At 55.8% G+C, this 16,861-nt stretch carries 18 protein-coding genes; 13 read left to right on the top strand and 5 right to left on the bottom strand.

All coding sequences use genetic code 11. From position 1 onward, the window contains the following. Positions 1-44 precede the first annotated feature (44 nt). Complete coding sequence (locus ACP5H1_RS01460; protein ID WP_427970909.1) at positions 45-1,190, top strand: glycosyltransferase; 1,146 nt, start codon at positions 45-47, stop codon at positions 1,188-1,190. On the opposite strand, the gene ACP5H1_RS01455 is transcribed toward ACP5H1_RS01460, so the two are convergent. Continuing rightward, entirely contained in the window at positions 1,187-1,549 is a 363-nt protein-coding gene (locus ACP5H1_RS01455) for a hypothetical protein (protein WP_427970907.1), read from the bottom strand. The two genes, ACP5H1_RS01460 and ACP5H1_RS01455, sit on opposite strands and share 4 nt — an antisense overlap. Before the next feature lie 141 nt (positions 1,550-1,690). On the opposite strand from ACP5H1_RS01455, the gene ACP5H1_RS01450 reads away from it, so the two are divergent. From ACP5H1_RS01450 to ACP5H1_RS01435, 4 genes are all read left to right on the top strand, one after another. After that, positions 1,691-2,575 carry a DUF655 domain-containing protein gene (locus ACP5H1_RS01450; RefSeq protein ID WP_427970905.1) on the top strand — a complete coding sequence of 295 codons (885 nt, stop codon included), beginning with the start codon at positions 1,691-1,693 and terminating at the stop codon, positions 2,573-2,575. Continuing rightward, positions 2,572-3,324 carry a 16S rRNA (adenine(1518)-N(6)/adenine(1519)-N(6))-dimethyltransferase RsmA gene (gene rsmA / locus ACP5H1_RS01445; protein ID WP_427970903.1) on the top strand — a complete coding sequence of 251 codons (753 nt, stop codon included), beginning with the start codon at positions 2,572-2,574 and terminating at the stop codon, positions 3,322-3,324. Before ACP5H1_RS01450 ends, rsmA begins: the two co-directional genes overlap by 4 nt. Next, entirely contained in the window at positions 3,297-3,920 is a 624-nt protein-coding gene (locus tag ACP5H1_RS01440) for a methyltransferase (protein ID WP_427970901.1), read from the top strand. The genes rsmA and ACP5H1_RS01440 overlap by 28 nt, the downstream gene beginning before the upstream one ends. A gap of 72 nt (positions 3,921-3,992) precedes the next feature. Continuing rightward, positions 3,993-4,307, top strand: a complete 315-nt coding sequence (locus ACP5H1_RS01435) for a hypothetical protein (RefSeq protein ID WP_427970900.1) — start codon at positions 3,993-3,995, stop codon at positions 4,305-4,307. A gap of 4 nt (positions 4,308-4,311) precedes the next feature. Here ACP5H1_RS01435 and ACP5H1_RS01430 read toward each other — a convergent pair whose 3' ends face one another. Further along, entirely contained in the window at positions 4,312-4,689 is a 378-nt protein-coding gene (locus ACP5H1_RS01430) for a hypothetical protein (protein ID WP_427970898.1), read from the bottom strand. Positions 4,690-4,724: 35 nt separating this feature from the next. Beyond that, positions 4,725-5,006, bottom strand: a complete 282-nt coding sequence (locus tag ACP5H1_RS01425; protein ID WP_427970896.1) for a hypothetical protein — start codon at positions 5,004-5,006, stop codon at positions 4,725-4,727. A 311-nt stretch (positions 5,007-5,317) separates the two neighbouring features. Between ACP5H1_RS01425 and hxlB the strand changes: the two genes are divergently transcribed. Together hxlB and ACP5H1_RS01415 are read left to right on the top strand one after the other, a co-directional pair. Next, positions 5,318-5,899 carry a 6-phospho-3-hexuloisomerase gene (gene hxlB, locus ACP5H1_RS01420; protein ID WP_427971021.1) on the top strand — a complete coding sequence of 194 codons (582 nt, stop codon included), beginning with the start codon at positions 5,318-5,320 and terminating at the stop codon, positions 5,897-5,899. Positions 5,900-5,902: 3 nt separating this feature from the next. Continuing rightward, positions 5,903-6,640, top strand: coding sequence for an RNA methyltransferase (locus tag ACP5H1_RS01415; protein WP_427971019.1), 738 nt, complete (start codon positions 5,903-5,905; stop codon positions 6,638-6,640). On the opposite strand, the gene ACP5H1_RS01410 is transcribed toward ACP5H1_RS01415, so the two are convergent. Beyond that, on the bottom strand, positions 6,637-8,442 hold the full coding sequence (locus ACP5H1_RS01410) for a ribosome biogenesis/translation initiation ATPase RLI (protein ID WP_427970894.1): 1,806 nt from the start codon (positions 8,440-8,442) through the stop codon (positions 6,637-6,639). The two genes, ACP5H1_RS01415 and ACP5H1_RS01410, sit on opposite strands and share 4 nt — an antisense overlap. 32 nt (positions 8,443-8,474) lie before the next feature. After that, on the bottom strand, positions 8,475-9,161 hold the full coding sequence (locus tag ACP5H1_RS01405; protein ID WP_427970892.1) for a metal-dependent hydrolase: 687 nt from the start codon (positions 9,159-9,161) through the stop codon (positions 8,475-8,477). A 105-nt stretch (positions 9,162-9,266) separates the two neighbouring features. Here ACP5H1_RS01405 and map point away from each other — a divergent pair, with 105 nt between their 5' ends. The 6 genes from map (at position 9,267) to ACP5H1_RS01375 (ending at position 16,837) form a co-directional block, all read left to right on the top strand. Continuing rightward, positions 9,267-10,178 (top strand): type II methionyl aminopeptidase, encoded by a 912-nt coding sequence (gene map, locus ACP5H1_RS01400; RefSeq protein WP_427970890.1) that lies wholly within the window; start codon positions 9,267-9,269, stop codon positions 10,176-10,178. Positions 10,179-10,237: 59 nt separating this feature from the next. Continuing rightward, a complete protein-coding gene (locus ACP5H1_RS01395; RefSeq protein WP_427970888.1) occupies positions 10,238-11,350 on the top strand; it encodes a DUF1512 domain-containing protein in 1,113 nt (370 codons plus the stop codon). Continuing rightward, entirely contained in the window at positions 11,350-11,634 is a 285-nt protein-coding gene (locus tag ACP5H1_RS01390; RefSeq protein ID WP_427970887.1) for a hypothetical protein, read from the top strand. The genes ACP5H1_RS01395 and ACP5H1_RS01390 overlap by 1 nt, the downstream gene beginning before the upstream one ends. A 30-nt stretch (positions 11,635-11,664) precedes the next feature. Continuing rightward, positions 11,665-11,970: a hypothetical protein gene (locus tag ACP5H1_RS01385; RefSeq protein WP_427970885.1), complete on the top strand. Its 306-nt coding sequence runs from the start codon at positions 11,665-11,667 to the stop codon at positions 11,968-11,970. Between the two features lie 141 nt (positions 11,971-12,111). Next, entirely contained in the window at positions 12,112-13,782 is a 1,671-nt protein-coding gene (thsA, locus tag ACP5H1_RS01380) for a thermosome subunit alpha (RefSeq protein ID WP_427970883.1), read from the top strand. Positions 13,783-13,945: 163 nt separating this feature from the next. Beyond that, the gene (locus tag ACP5H1_RS01375) at positions 13,946-16,837 is read left to right on the top strand and encodes a DEAD/DEAH box helicase (RefSeq protein ID WP_427970881.1); all 2,892 of its coding nucleotides are present in this window, start codon (positions 13,946-13,948) and stop codon (positions 16,835-16,837) included. The last annotated feature ends 24 nt before the right edge of the window (positions 16,838-16,861 follow it).

Raw genomic sequence — 16,861 nt, 5'->3', positions numbered from 1 at the left:
TTCACCCCTTAACATCTTCTACAGGTGTCTTCGCCACGGACACGGTGCAGGAAATAGTTTCATCGCTTCAAATACCTCAGTCAGAGCCCTACGTCAAGTACGCAATTGCAGTCGACTGGGGCATGCTGAGCGTTTACCTCATAGTGCTTCTCATAGCGCTCACCGCATACTCCGCAAAGAGGAGCCCGACAAAGGCCAATAACGTGGCCTTAGTAATACCTTCCGTGGCTGATGAGAAGGTCAGGGACTCGCTCATAATGTCCCTGAACCACAACAGGTTCCTGAACATTCCAATATACGTAGTGATTGATGAGGGCGCGCCTTTAGAGGGCTACCTGAAGAGCTTGAACTGGATTAACGTGGTCGTCGTACCTAAGGATTACAGAAGGGACCTGTTTGGCAAGGGAAGGGCCCTGAGATACTTTGTGGAAAACTACGTGAGGCCTGACACGTGGTATGTCTTTCTTGATGATGATAACCTTGTCCTTGACGACAGCTTCCTCTACGAGATACCTTACTATGAAAGGAGAGGCTTCGTGGCCTTTAACCCCGTCCTCATGCCCCGCAGGGGGAGGTCCTACCTGACATTTATAATGGACTTCACAAGGTTCCTTGACGACATCTCCTTCTTCAGGCTTTTCACAGGACTCGTAAAGAGGCCCTACGTGGGCCTCCACGGCGAACTGCTGGGAGTAAAGGGCTCCTTTCTGTTGAAGAGTAACGCCTTCAACGTACCCAGCAGGGTGGAGGACTACATGTTTGCCGCCGAGATCCTAAGGCTTGGGGGTCACACGTGGCAGAGCAGGACCAGGGTGAGCATACTCAGCCCCAACTCGGTGAGGGACTTCATCAGGCAGAGGAGCAGGTGGCACGCGGGAATACTCGAGAGCTGGAAGAGAGCGCCAAACTCTATGAAGCTGATGACCTTCATTAAGTCATTCCTGAGGACTGTGGGCATCATAGGCCTGTGGGTCCTTGTGCCCCTGACCCACTCCCTTCTCCTGTTACTGTTGGCGGCGCCCACCAGCGCCGCCTACTGGTTCGTGTACGTCTACGGGGTCAGGAGGGCCGGCAAGCTCAGGTATCTCCTGGCAGTGCCGGCCTTCTGGATACTTGAAGGCTTTGGGTTCATATATGGCCTCCTAAAGCTGAGGAGCAGGGACTTCGTAGTAATAGATAAGTCCATCTAGGCCTTAACTGGAGGCCGAAGGAGCTCTACTGCCTCCTTAAGGCTCTTCTCCCGGGCTGAGGGGTCCGCTTCCCCGCACGCCTCCACTATCTTGGCCAATATCTTGTATATCCTTATTATCTCGTCAGAGTGAATGTTAACCGTAGACTCCAGGCTCTTGTAGTTCGCGTTCAGTGAGTCCACCAGAAGCTCAAGGACGGAGACCACGTCCTCCACTTCCTCCTCATGATGGTGGTGATGATGCTCTTCCTCCATCTCCGAGTGCTCCCTGGCCTCGACCTCCTCAGATATTCTTTCCAGGTCCTCGCGTCTCTTTGGAAGATCCATCCTCCTCCTTCCTTTGCCGCCTTCCTCGCTCATGTAGCTTCCCTGGGGAGACGTGCCTCGGGAGGCTTAAAGTGTGTTACCGAGAGGTCAGGGCGTAGGCACCTTAGCTCTGAGTGGACGTTTTATAGCAATATAAAGGCTTCGCAACCAGATAATAGTTAGGTAGGTAACATAATGGCAGCGCCGAGGGGGCCCCCGAGGAGGGGAGAGCAGCAGGCAGAGGTGTCCCAAGTAGAGCGGAAAGCCATAATCTTGGACTACATGGAGGCCGGCTACTACCTGGACCCACACAGGTGGCACAGGGAGAAGCCGGTGGCCCAGGCAATCGGCGAGAGCAGGTTCACCCTGCTTGACGGCATTCCACTTCAGCCGGTGGAGCCCCTCGAGGAGGTCGCAGTGACCAAGGAGGTCCTTGAGACTGTGGAGGAGCCCCTCGATCCTGTTGGAAGGCACACAAGAAAGGTGAGCATACCTATGGCCTGCATTAACACCGGCGACTCTAAGAGGACCTGCCTGCCAACAGCTAAGGTTGAGCAGAGGCTGCTTGACCTCCTTAAAGTTATGGCTGGCGATGAGCTTGAGATAGTTAATTCTCCCGCCGAGTTCTCCAGGACGCTCACCAACATGGGGCTGCCCCCTAAGGCCATAGCTGCCCCGAGGACCCCCCTCACATATGAAAGCCTAACGGAGATAGCCAAGAGGAACCTGAGGGAGGCCGTAAAGTTCATAATAAAGGCTAACGAGAGGGTTTTCATAGAGTTCTTCAATAAGGCTGAGCCCATAAACATAAGGCTTCACTCCATAGAGCTCCTCAGGGGAGTGGGCAAGAAGACTCTGATGGCTATTCTGGACGCCAGGACCAAGAAGCCCTTCGAGTCCTTTGATGAAATACGCAAGCTAATAAAGGATGACCCTGTTGAAGTGCTCACCGACAAGGTCCTTGAGGAGCTAGAGGGCCGTTCAAAGTACAACCTATTTGTGATGCCCTCCACCAGCGGGGTGCCCTTCCTGGATTACCTCTCTGTCCTTGAAGGAGCCCGCAGAGAGGGCCGTAAATGAGGTACCCGAGGGACCTTGGCCAGAGGTTCCTTGTCAACAAGGATGGGGTAGGCCTCTTCCTTGAAGGCCTCAGTGGCTTTGAAGGACTTGATGTATTAGAGGTGGGCCCCGGCGAGGGCCAGCTGACTATATCAATAGCTAATGTAGCCAGGAGAGTCCTGGCAGTGGAGTTCGACCGGGAGCTTGCAGCTAGGCTCATGGCGAGGGTCCCTTATAATGTCTCTGTAGTAATCGGTGACGGAGCTAAGTACGTGCTCATAGCTAGGTCGCCAGTACTGGTCTCGAACACCCCATTTTACCTTAGCAGCTCCATAATAACCAACGCTGCCAGAAACAACAACCTGGAACTCATGGTTCTCGGACTGCAGCTTGAGGTCGCTAAAAGGGTCACGGCGCGCCCTGGAAGCGAGCTATACGGCAGGCTGTCAGTGATTTCCCAGGCCTACTTCAGGGCGCAAATTATAGGGGTAATGCCGTCGTCGTGGTTTAGGCCAAGGCCTAAGGTTGACGCCGCCGTGGTGCGGATGGTAAGGATAAGGAGGTGGGACTCCACCGGTGAGGCCTTAGAGAAGGTCACTAGGTGCCTGTTCTCTTACAGGAACAAGCTGGTTACGAAGGCCGCCCTCCGTTGTCTGGGCAGAGTGCCGGAGGACTTCAAGGGTCTTCCCTCAAGCGCCAGGGTCAGGGACCTAGCCCCAGAACAACTGATTGGTGTTGCCAGGTGTCTGAGCCTAGGTGGGCAGAAATAACTACTGCGGCTGGAAGGCTTAGGGTGGCCTTGTCCAGGTGCGTCTACGAGCCCAGCGACGACTCACTGTTAGCGATAGAAGCTATGGTAAAACTTAAGGAGATGGGGAGGACCTACGAGGCCGTGCTTGACCTTGGCACGGGCTCCGGCGTGCTTGCGTTGGCGTCTTCACTTCTTTTCCGCCCCAGAAGGCTTGCCGCCGTTGACATCTCTCCCTACGCCGTTGAGTGCGCCAGGGCAACGCTAGGCCCTGACGCGGCAGTTATACAATGCAATGGCGCCAAGTGCCTCAACAACAGATGGGACCTTGTGATACTTAACCCTCCATACCTGCCCTCGAGCGAGGTCCCTCGTGATGAGTGCGACTTCTGGGAGTTCCTGGCGTGGAGCGAGGGCACAAACCATGAAAGGCTGTGCAGGGATGCCGCTGAGGTCGGCAACGAGGTGCTTATAGTAAGGTCGTCGCTGTCCTCGTTTAATGTAGACAGCTGTCTTAGGGACGAGGGACTTCACATGGATGGAGTCTTGGCTAGCCGAAGGTTCTTTATGGAGGAGCTTCGCGTTGAACTATGGAATCGGTTCAGCGTTAAAAAATAAGGGTATTTCCCCTCTTTCGACAGGAATAGGATAATAATAGTAACAGGTTGTTAACCTGTAGGGCTTTACGCTATGCAGAGCGTGTACTCCGAAACGCAGGGCGCTGAGATAATATCGCTTGACGACATAAACGTCTCAAAGATTATAACTATAAGCGCTAAGATATCGCTGCCCGAGTCGATAGCAATAAACACCATAGCCGAGATCTGCCACGTCAGCAAGAGCTCGCTGGTAAGGGCTGCCATTGCGAGGCTCATAAGGGACTTCTACGCTGCAGCCCCTGAGTCGCTGGCCGATCCGAACAAGGGCCTTATGGCATCGGCCGTTGTTGTGGATGAACAGATATCCAGGTGCCTGGAGAGGCTCTCTAAGAAGGAACCTAAGTAATAGCTTAAGAGGAGAGGGCTTCGCAAAGGTTCCTGACTATGGCCTGAAAGACCTCGCTAACTCTCCGGGCGCCGCACTCCTTTGCGCACAGGTTCCTCTCCACAGGGTCGCTCTTGGCGCCGCACTCCTCATAGGAGCACGCCTTCTCAAGCCTCTGCCTGTCTATATAGATGACCACCAGGTTGCCCAGGTCGCTCACCTGAAGAAGCCTTCCCGCGCCGCTTACGTTTATTATCTTTAAAAGGGACTGGTAGTCGTCGAGCTTCTTGTCTATGATGAACGCCCTCGGCCCAGACGACAGGGATCTAAGGAGCCTCTCAACAAGCTGAGACTCAGGTCTAGAAACCCCTTTACAGAACCCCTCGGCCTCAGTGGGGGACAAGTCTCGTCACTTCCGGTCAGCGGTAATACCTTACATCACCGGCCTGAGTCCTGCCTTACAATAAACTTGCTCCACTGCCTGAGGTATAAGTTCATTACCATGACTTCCCTCCTGGCGGCATCAGGCTCAAGGCATCCAGTTTTAATAGTTCTGCCATCTATGGTCTCTGCCACTATCCTCTGGTACCCCTTAGGCTTACCGCAGTCCTCAACGCTGAAACTCTTCAGGAGGCCGTTCATGGCAAGGCCTTCGACCTCTATGACGCCCCTTGGAGGCTCTGGCGATTCTCCCCTGCCTTTCTTCAAGAGCGCCCCCATAACTGAGGTCAGGGCGACCCTTAAAAATTAAGGATTATAACGCGTGTGCCCCGCCTAACCGTTTGCCCATCATCTTCATCTCCCTTATGGGATCTCAGGCAACGTGAGACCGGCGGGGCCGCATAGACCTATAGAGCTTCAGGGGTGAAAACATTTCCGCTAAAGTAAAGTACTTCAGAAATTCCAGGTTGCTTTACTTAACGGCAGGAGCGCTGGGCTGCGGCTTAGCATTTTCATGAAAAACTTAAAGTTAGGGGTACTCTTGTTTGAGAGGGCTACATTTGAGCTCCGAGCACCCTGCCATAAAGGCTATGAAGGAGATCTCCGAGTTCGCGATTAGAGCTGCTGAAGTAATAGATGTCAGCGAGGTCGACAAGATGGTTGACATATTGACCGACGTCTACCGCAGGAAAGGTAAGGCTTTAGTGATGGGCGCCGGCCGCAGCGGCCTCGTGGGCAAGGCCTTTGCCATGAGGCTCCTCCACCTCGGCTTTAACTCATACGTGCTCGGTGAGACCATAGTGCCCAGCATATCCAAGGGCGACGTGGCCATAGCCATCTCAGGCTCCGGCAGAACAGGCCTAATAGTTGACGCCGCTGACGCCGCCAAGAAGGTGGGCGCCTATGTAATAGCAATAACTACTTTCCCTGAGAGCCCCCTGGGGAGCATAGCTGACCTGGTCGTCAGGATACCTGGGAGGTCTAAGATAAGCAAGATGGATGACTACTTCGCGAGGCAGATACTTGGACTTCACGAGCCCTTGGCCCCTCTGGGCACGCTCTTTGAGGACACGGCCATGCTGTTCCTTGACGGCGTCGTCTACTACCTCATGATAAAGCTTAACGTGAGCGAGGAGGAGATGAGGAGCAGGCATGCGAACGTCGAGTTCTAAGTGATGGCCTTGAGGCTCAGGCTAGTGGCCGTGGGCATAGAGGGGCCCGTGAACCTGGGCTACATCTTCAGGCTCTCGGAGAACTTTGATGTAGACGAGCTCTACCTGGTGTCTCCCACCGCCAGCATAGCGGAGTCCCTCAGGTGGGCCGCCAGGGCCTCAGACATGGCCTGGAAAGCGACTGTCGTGGGAAGCCTTAAGGAGGCCTTGAGGGACGTCGAGCTGAGCGTGTGCACCTCAGACGAGGGCTCCGCCAGGGACCTGCTGAGATCGCCTGTCCTGCCTGAACAGGCTGCTGAGCTGATGAGCGCCAGGAAGGGCACCGTGGCCCTGGTTGTCGGGAGGGAGAGCGTTGGCCTCACAAGGGATGAGCTGGCCCAGTGCGACCTCCTCTGCACCATACCCGCGTCGCCAAAGTACACCGCGCTGAACGTATCCAACGCCACCGCCATACTCCTTTACGAGATTTACAAGGCCAGGGAGAGGTCGCCTGAGTACGAGCCCCCGAGCAGGAAGACCATTGCACTTGCTGAGGCCTACGCAAGGTCGCTGGCCGCAGCAGTTGGCAGCGGCGAGGACGACCCGGGCCTCTCGGTTAGGAGGCTGCTCTCTAAGGCCACAGCGGCCGAGGCGAGGCACCTCCTGAACCTGCTCAGCAAGGCCTGCTCGTCGCTTGGCTGCAGGGACTTGGCAAGGAAGAAGCTGGAGGAGCTATGCGGGGGCCCCTGCGAGGAGGCCTAGACCTCGAAGTAGACCTTCCTCGCCTTCTGAAGTCTGTCCAGGTAGGAGCCCTCCTTGTTTATCCTTGGCCTGCCGCTCTCCTTCTCCTGCCTCATAGTTATGCCCAGCTGCGAGAGCAGCTCATTCATGCTGGCCCTTAGCGGCGCTGGCGAGGACGCTATTCCATGGACTCCTGGGGTGCCGCTGAACACCATCGCCCTGTTGCTTATCATGGCTATCATCATTATGTCGTGCTCTGCCACGAAGGCTGCAGCCTTCCTTGTCTCGGTGAGCCTCCTTATTATTTTGCCAACAGCGAGCCTCTCCTCCACGTCAAGGTGTGCTGAGGGCTCGTCGAGCAGGTAGAGGTCCGCCTCCCTGCTCAGTGACATAGCTATGGCCAGCTTCTGCATCTCCCCTCCGCTCAGCTCCCTTGCCTCCCTGTCAAAGAGCCTGTGGAGGCCCAGCTTCTCAGTGAGCTCTATGTAAAGCCACGTGCCGGTCGTAACGGCCTCTGGGTTAACGCTCCTGAGGACGTCAGCCACCGTCATGCCCTCCGGGAAGAAGTCGGGTCCTATATACTGGGGCTTGTAGCTCACCTTGAGTTCCCTGTAGGAAAACGGCACTCCCTCGTCGGCCTTGAGCTCGCCCGTTAGGTACCTTATGAAGGTCGTCTTACCTATCCCGTTAGGCCCCGTCACGGCTATAACTTCTCCCCCGTTGATATAGCCTGGCATCACGTCAAGCGTAAAGTCCCCAAGCCTTACCCTGGCCTGGGTCCACTCAAGGTACTTGTACTCCGCCTCCTGCTGGGCGGCCTGGACGGACCTGCTGAACATTATTGGCGTGCTCCTTATCCTCATGTTCTCCGACTGCAAGTAGCCATCAAGGAAAGCGTTTATGCCGACCCTGACCCCGTAGGGCTGCGACACTATGCCGTAGACCCCAGGCTCGCCATAGAGTATGTGAACGTTGTCGCTCAGGTAGTCCAACATAGCGAGGTCGTGCTCTACCACCAGGAAGTACTTGCCTGGCTTCACCTCAGACCTTATGAGCCTTGAGACCCTCACCCTCTCCCTTACGTCAAGGTAGCTGCTGGGCTCATCAAACATGTAAACGTTTGCGTCCTTGCTCAGCGTGGCAACTATGACCATCCTCTGCAGCTCGCCGCCGCTCAGGTTTCTCACGTCCCTGTCCCATAAAGTGTCCAGGCCTACCTCCTGGGCCAGGTCCCTGGCGACCCCCCTCTCATCTGCACGCTTAAGGAGCTCCCCCACGGTCCCCTTCAGGTACCTGGGCACAAGGTCTATGTACTGGACCTTGTGGGCCACCGAGAGCTTTCCATCGTAAAGCTTCTGCAGGTAGGTCTGTAACTCGCTGCCCCTGAAATGTCTTAGAACCTCCTCGGCTGGCACCTCCTTAACGTCGGTCCTGCCGAGGTTAGGCATCAGCTCACCGGCAAGTATCTTCAGGGCAGTTGTCTTGCCGACGCCGTTCTTGCCCAGGAGCCCTATGATCTGCCCGTCCTTAGGTATTGGCAGCCTGAAGAGCTTGAAGCCGTTAACGCCGTACCTGTGGACGGCCTCCTCGCTGAGCTCCTCGGGCAGGTTAACTATAGCTATGGCGTCAAAGGGGCACGCCTTGACGCAGAGGCCGCACCCTATGCAGACGTCCTCATGAATTACCGGCCTTGCCCTGGCCTTAGTGTCGGCCTCGATAGCTACGTCCTTCTTACTCTTGTTTATGGGGCACACCGAAATACACTGATAGCTACATCGCTTAGGCTTGCACTCGTCGCTGTCTATTACAGCTATCCTTGTCATAAGCGACCCTTAGCTAAAGGGCGGCTGAGACCTTAAAACTTAAACTCAAACCTTTCTCCTGGCTTCAGAACTACAACCTTGGTCGGCAGCCCCCTTGACGTCACCATCCTTGCGAACTCCTGGGGGTCGCCGTAGAGCACTGGGAAGGTGCCGTAGTGCATCGGTATGGCCACCTTAGGCCTTATTAGCTCCACGGCCTTGGCGGCCTCGTTGTGGTCCATCGTAAAGTGGCCGCCTATGGGCAGCATGGCGATGTCGGGCTTGTAGAGCTCGCCTATGAGGCCCATCTCAGCTGTGATGCCGGTGTCGCCAGCGTGATAAAGGGTCCCCTCGCCCGTTATTATTACCGCGCCGACCGCCGAGCCGTGAGTGCTCGTGTGGTTGGCGGGCACCAGGGCCACCCTTATGCCTCCCTCCAGTACCATAGGGCCTCCCATGTTGCCTCCAATGGCCCTTGACTCGTCACCTATCTTCTCAGCGACGAAGTTGGCTACCTCATAGGTGCTGACAACTTTAGCCTTAGGGTTGTTCTTCATAATCTCAAAGGTGTCGCCCAGATGGTCATCATGATCATGCGTCAAAATTATGTAGTCCACCCCCGTTATGTCACTTGGCTTCACCGGCGAGAGGGGGTTCGTGAGCCATGGATCAATGAGTATCTTCTTTCCAGAGGCGTTAATCTCAAATGCAGAGTGCCCATAATAGACTAGGTACCCCATGCCTGGTCCCACTGGCGCTGTCAGAGGTTGGAGAGGATAAAAGCAAATACCTATGTGTCTCTACTTATAGCCTTCCCAGGGACCCCGCAGCGCGAGGGTTAGCCTTTGATAAGCCAAGAGGAGATCTCTAGGATTCTGGAGGCTGGCCGCATAGGCGCTGAGGCCAGGGAGCTTGGAGCCTCGCTGGTGAAGCCAGGCGCCAGCGCAAGGGAGATCTGTGACGAGGTGGAGTCACTTATCATTAAGAGGGGGGCGAGGCCAGCTTTTCCGTGCAATTTCTCCGTTAACGAGGTTGCGGCGCACTATTCGCCCGGCATAGATGACGACGTCAGGGTGCCCGACAAGGCTGTCGTAAAGGTGGACGTGGGAGCCTCCGTTGACGGGTACCTCTCCGACACTGCTGTGACGGTGGCCATAGGCAGCGAGTCCTTCCAGCAGCTGGCCCTCGCGGCCAAGAGCGCCCTCGACAGGGTGGCTGAAGTTATGAAGCCTGACGTAAGGGTTTACGACATAGGCAAAACCATAGAGAGCGTCATAAAGTCCATGGGCTTTAAGCCCGTGAGGAACCTGACAGGCCACACAATAGAGAGGTATACCCTTCACGCTGGCCTCTCAGTCCCTAACTATGCGGAGAGGGCGCTCTTCTACCACAGGCTGAGGCCTGGGACCCAGGTCGCAGTGGAGCCCTTTGCCACCACTGGGAGGGGCCTCGTGATTGACGGGCCCAGGGCGTATATATACTCCGCCACGGGCAACAGACCCCAGAGGATTTCAGAGGCCGCAAGGCAGCTCCTTGAGTACATACTTTCCCATTACGGCACGCTGCCATTTGCCAAGAGGTGGCTCTACCCGGAGTGGAAGCGCAAGGAAATAGAGGCCGGACTTGTCGAGCTCATTAAGGCGAGGGCCCTGGTCGAGTACCCAGTCCTCATAGAGGCCTCCAGGGCCCCTGTATCGCAGTTCGAGCATACCTTCGTAATAACCCGCGATGGAGTGATAGTTGCCACGAAGCTGTGACCTTAGTTGCTATAGTTTAAAAGCTTCTGCAGTTTTCCGCTAACCGGAGAGAAAAGAAAATGGCCACCAACGCGTTGGCCACTTGGATAACTGTGGGCGTCAACATTCTGTGGATAGCACTCCTATTCCTATGGCTGACGGGCCTGGGCAACTGGATTCAGGTCTACTGGTACAGGGCCGACATAAGGTCAAAGCTTAACCTCCTGGGGGGCCTCGCGGACGAGGCTAAGAAGGCGACCTTGGACTTCATGAACAAGAACAACGCTAAGGACGCCGCTTCCCTGCTTGACAGGCTGACCGACTTCTTTACAATAGATCCTGTGTCGGTAGAGCCCACGGACATCATAAGCAGGATGAGGCACCTGCTTAACATCAGAGACATGAGGTTTAAGGACTCGTTCATAGAGGCCATGCCCAACTCTGACGACGTCACCAGGAGCATAGCCTCCACGGCTGCTGAGATAACTTCGGCGCTAAACTTCATCTATAAGTACGTGAGGCACCTCCTGCTCTTCAGCGAGAAGACAAAGAACTGGTACCTGATACTTCAGCTGGAGATATTCATGCCCCAGATAGTGCAGCTGGCGCAGACCTACAGGAGGGCCCTGGACGACTTCCTGACCAAGGTGCCAGTGGGCGACGGCGCCGGCCCCATGGTGGCGATGAGGCTTGCAGGGCCTGACGCGAAGTGGAGGGAAGTTACAGAGGACACGGTGGTCACAGAGACTAACTTCGAGGGACGCAACTTAATACTTGTCAAGGCCAAGGGGCCCGCGTCCACTGTCGGGAGGCCAGGCGAGGCGGCGGAAAAGGTGATAAGGGAGGCCATAGCGCAGGGCAGGAAGGTCTCACTCATGATAACAGTCGACGCGGCGCTGAAGTTCGAGGGGGAGGCCACAGGTGACGTTGCCGAGGGAGTCGGAGCCGCAATAGGGGACCCTGGCCCCGAGAAGATAAGGTTCGAGAGGGTGGCCACGGAGTATAACATACCTCTGAGGGCCGTGATCGTTAAGATGGGCATGGACGAGGCCATACTTGCCATGAACCAGGACATATATAATGGCGTTGAGAAGGCCGTGGAGAGGGTCAAGCAGATCATCAGGAGTGAGAGCAGGGAGGGTGACACTGTAGTGATAATAGGGGTTGGCAACACCGCGGGGGTGGGCCAGTGATGAACACCCTACAGTATTACATGCTGATGTTCCTCATAGTACTGTTAGCTGCGACTACTGCGATGACAATAAAGCAGATGAACGACATAAAGAAGTTGCAGGAGCTCAGGAAGAGGCCTAAGATAGTCACTGTGGAGCAGTGCGGGGGTTCCACGAGCACTAGAGACTTCAGGGAAGGGGACTACGTGGGCCTCGTCACGGGCTCCTGCTCTGACGGAACGCCCAGGAGGATAATAGGGATATACGCGATCAAAGAGGAGAGCAAGAAGCGGGGAGGTCTCTAGTCCTGGTGATCGCGTAATAAGGGCTCCTGATTGTATAGGGCTAGGTGGGAGTTAGCTTTGCGAGACATACTATCATGGGAGGTCTGTGACATCTGCGAGAGAAGGGTGCCTACAAGGCTGTGCCGCGTCGACAGCAGGGTGCTCAGGGTCTGCGACGAGTGTTTGATCACCCTCCAGGGGCTCCTATCGTGCGGCTCCGTGGGAGGGGCTACGACAGCCCGCAGGCCAAGAGAGCTAAGCGTCAATGAGGAGCTCCTGAGCTCCCTAAAGGAATCCCATAGCAAAGAAGAAAGGAAGTACACAAGGAGGAGGGCCTACCGCTCCAGGGAATCTTAAGGGAGCCCTAACTTAACCCAACAAAACGTGATTTACCTCTCGGAATTAAACCTGTGGCTCAGCCAGGGCCTGCTGCCAGAGAAAAACTTTTATAGAAGTAATCTCACGATAGCTTATTGAGAGCTATACCGGTGGTGAATTATGGCGGCAGCCCAAGGGATACCCGTGCTGATACTCAAGGAGGGGACTCAGAGGTCTTACGGCAGGGAGGCTATGAGGAATAACATACTGGCTGCCCAGGTCCTGGCCGAGATGCTTAAGACAAGCCTCGGACCTCGCGGCCTAGATAAGATGCTAATAGACTCGTTCGGCGACGTCACAGTAACTAACGATGGCGCCACTATAGTTAAGGAGATGGAGGTCCAGCACCCCGCCGCCAAGCTCCTAGTTGAAATAGCTAAGGCCCAGGACGCTGAGGTGGGTGACGGCACTACCAGCGTCGTAGTCCTCGCCGGGGCTCTGCTGGAGAAGGCCGAGGCCCTCCTGGAGCAGAACATACACCCGTCAATCATAATCGACGGCTACACCAAGGCCATGAACAAGGCCCTTGAGATCCTGGACAAGATAGCCATGCCCGTCGACGTGAACAATGACGAGAACCTCAGGAAGATAGCCTACACCACCATAGGCAGCAAGTACGCGGGCCAGGGGCCTGAGAAGGACAAGATGGTCGACCTGGCAGTTAGCGCCATAAAGATAGTTGCCGAGCCCAAGCCCGAGGGCGGCTTCAACATAGACCTTGACAACGTTAAGATAGAGAAGAAGAAGGGAGAGAGCCTAATGGACTCCGTGCTCGTCAGGGGCATAGTCCTCGACAAGGAGGTCGTTCACCCAGGCATGCCAAGGAGGGTCGAGCACGCAAAGATAGCCGTGCTCGACGCCCCGCTTGAGATACAGAAGCCTGACATAACAACAAAGATAAGGGTAAGCGACGTCGACCAGCTCGACTCGTTCCTAGATGAGGAGACCAAGATACTTAAGGACATGGTAGACCAGATAGCCGCCACCGGCGCCAACGTGGTGATAACCCAGAAGGGAATTGACGACGTGGCCCAGCACTTCCTGGCGAAGAAGGGAATACTTGCCGTCAGGAGGGCTAAGAGGAGCGACATAGAGAAGCTGGCCAAGGCTACCGGTGCCAAGATAGTGACCAGCGTGAAGGACCTCAAGCCTGAGAGCCTGGGCTACGCCGACCTCGTCGAGGAGAGGAAGGTCGGCAATGATAAGATGGTCTTCATAGAGGGCGCCAAGAACCCCAGGAGCGTGACCATACTACTCCGCGGAGCCAACGACATGCTACTTGACGAGGCTGAGAGGAACCTTAACGACGTGCTCCACGCCCTGAGGAACATAATGAGGGAGCCAAAGATAGTGGGCGGCGGAGGGGCCCCAGAGGTTGAGATTGCCATGCAGCTCAGGGACTACGCCGCCACCATAGGAGGCAAGGAGCAGCTTGCCATAGAGGCCTTCGCAGACGCCCTTGAGACCATACCGAGCGTGCTGGCCGAGAGCGCCGGCATGGACCCGCTGGACACCGTGATGCAGCTCAGGTCCCTGCACAGCAAGAAGCTCACGTTCGCTGGCGTTGACGTACTTAACAGCAAGGTTGCAGAGAACATGCTAGACATAAACATTTACGAGCCTCTGCTGGTCAAGAAGCAGGTAATAAAGGGAGCCTCTGAGGCTGCCATAGCCCTGCTTAAGATAGATGATCTCATAGCTGCGGCGCCGCCGAAGGAGGAGAAGAAGGGCAAGGAGGGCGAGGAAAGCTCCTCAAGCGGCGGCAGCGGGAGCAGCGGCTTAAGCTCTTAGATGTCGTCTGAACTACCCTCGTAACTCTACTCTTATCTTATGTTATATTATATTTATGTTTATTTATTTCAATAACCAGGCAGCTCCTTGCAGCTCCTTCTTTAACTCGATGACCCCCTCCCTTAATAGCCTTCCCTTCCCCGTTCAGGGTGGATGAAGTCCGTTGGGGAGCTCCATCGACATGCTTAACCCCAAGCTGAGGGCAGCCATAGAGTCCCTCGGCTACAGGGGCCTTCTTCCCATACAAGAAAAGGCCATACCTGTGATATTAACAGGTAACAACACCCTGGTTATCTCCCCAACGGGCAGCGGCAAGACTGAGGCCGCGGTCTTTCCAGTAGTGTCAATGATGCTTGAGCGCTTCAGCCCAGGAGACGGCACCGTTAAGGCCATCTATATAACCCCGCTTAGGGCGCTTAACAGGGACGTAACGCTGAGGATCTCTAGGATCGTCGAGTCCGTCGGCTTCACGATATCGCTTCGCCACGGGGACTCCACGAGCACCATAAGGAGGAGGTTCCTGCAGAGCCCCCCTGACTTCATGGTGACCACGCCTGAGAGCCTCAACCTGCTCCTTACGGTTGCTAAGGGCAGGGACCTCTGGTCGTCGGTCTCCTTTGTCATAGTTGACGAGATTCAGGAGATGCTTGACAATAAAAGGGGGGCTGAGCTCTCCGTGGTGTTGGAAAGGCTGGAGGAGGCCTCCAGGAGCAGGATCCAGAGGGTCGGCCTCTCCGCGACGCTCTCCGAGAAGTCTAAGAGGGAGGCGGCGTCGCTCCTGGCCTTCAACAGGCCAGTCAACATAGTTGAGGACAAGGGGGAGAGAAGGTATGTAATTACTGTGGACGTAGTGAGGGGCAAGGGCCAGGACGAGTTCCAGGAGGCCGCCAGGAGAATAGCTGAGATAGGTGAAAGGGAGAGCGGCTCAGTGCTCGTCTTCACAAACACGAGGTCCGTGGCAGAGAAGCTAGCATCGCTCATAGGGAACATCGCTGGCAGTGACAACATAGCTGTACACCACGGAAGCCTGTCCAGGAGCGTGAGGGAGACGGCAGAGGCCAAGTTCAGGGAGGGCAAGGTAAAGCTGATGGTCGCCACCTCAAGCATGGAGCTTGGCATAGACATTGGGTCCGTTAACCACGTTGTTCAGTTCATGTCACCAAGGGAAGTAATAGCCATGACCCAGAGGGCGGGGAGATCTGGCCACGTCTTCGGGGGGACGAGCAGGGCCACGATAGTTACTTTTGACAACGTCTTTGAGGTCCTTGAGTCCACCTCAATAGCTAGGAGGACCGAGAGGGGGGAACTCGAGGACCTCAGCTTCCCGCGCAGCCCGCTTGATGTGCTAGCCCACCAGATGACTGCAATGCTAGTTGAGGGGTCGGCGGACGACATTAGGAGAGTGCATGAGGTAGCTGCAAGGGCCGCGCCGCTGGCCCACGTCTCCCTTGATGACGTTAGGAGGGTTGCCGAGCACCTGGACTCCGTGAAGGTCATTAAGTTCGATCCCGAGACGGGGGAAATTAAGAGGTCGAGAAGGACCTTTAAGTACCTCTACGAGGTTTCGATGATACCTGACGAGATAAACTTCAAGGTTTACGACATATCCTCCACGAACCTCGTTGGCGAGGTCAGTGAAAGGTTCGTGGAGGTCGCAATGCTAACCAGCGGGAGCACGAAGTTCCGCTTCACCCTGGCCGGGAAGGTGTGGGAGGTCGTTAACATAGACTATGACAGCGAGAGGATAGACGCTAAGCCTGTCGGTGAGGCTGAGGGCGCGATACCTATATGGGAGGGGGAGCTCATACCCGTTAGCTCAAAGGTTGCCAGGGAGGTCTGCAGCATACTGAGCTTCTCTATGATGGAGCCCGAGAAGGGCCTTGAGCTGCTGAGGTCCAAAGGCATTGATGAGGAGACCGCCAACAGAATTGTGAGGGTTGCCGAGGAGAGCCGCAAAACGTGGGGCACGGTACTGACGTACAGCGAGCCCGTAGTGGAGGAGTCTAAGGGGGTCAGCATACTTTACGCCTGCCTCGGCAGCAAGGGCAACCTGATGCTCGCGCTCCTCATATCTAAGGCCCTGGAGAGCAGGATGAAGGTCTGGTTCGACTACATACCTTACGCCATAGTGTTCTCATCGCCATCGGGCGTCCCCGCGGAGGCTATAAAGGACGCCCTTGAAAAGCTCAAGTCACTTGACCAGGCGGAGCTTGTAGCCATGAGCTATGACGCCGTCAGGTCAACGCCCCTGTACATAGCTAGGTTCCTGCAGGTCGCTAAGAAGCTGGGCGTGATCGACCCTGACGCCAGGATCTCGCTGGAGCAGGGCAGGAAGGCCATGGAAGCCTACAGGGGCTCAATAGTTGACGAGGAGACCCTGAAGGAGATAGCCTTTGATAAGCTGGACCCCTCTGCAGTACATGAATTCCTCTCAAACCTCAGGGAGGTCCACGCGGTGAGCTCCTCAGCTCCGTCACCGCTCTTCAAGGAGGTCTTAAATAACCCCTACCTCAGGAGGGAGCTGGCCACCAACATAAAGGAGGTGGCGATAGACTACATAGCTGAGGGCCTCAGGAGGGCCGCGCTTTCAAAGGAGGCGCTGTTCCTCTGCACGGCCTGCGGCAACGCCTGGAGGGCCAGGGTCTCTGACATAGGTGATTCCATCAGGTGCCCCAGGTGCGGCGCCATGATGATCGCCCCCCTGCCTGCCACTGAGTGGGGAGAGGAGGCCGCCGCAAAGTACGCCGCCTGGAGGAGAGGGTCCCTCAAGAAGCCCAACAACGACGAGAGGAAGCTAATAAAGGAGGTCCAGGAGAGGGCGATACTTTACATAAACTACGCGTCCCAGGGCCTGGGCAGGTACGTGGTCGAGGCCCTCATGACCTCCGGCGTGGGCCCAAGGGCCGCCAAGAAGGTCATGCAGGAGTACTTCAAGGGAGGGGAGCAGGCGTTTTACAAGGCCCTGCTCAAGGCTAAGGAGGAGTACCTTGTCTACAAGAAGTTCATAGATAATAAAGCTGAGAACAAAAGGGAGCAGCCTCAAGGTCACGGCTAATTTTAAATATCCCAGGTCCCATAT

The organism is Acidilobus sp. (assembly GCF_049973875.1).
GTDB lineage: Archaea > Thermoproteota > Thermoprotei_A > Sulfolobales > Acidilobaceae > Acidilobus.
This window is presented reverse-complemented; position numbering and strand designations above follow the sequence as displayed.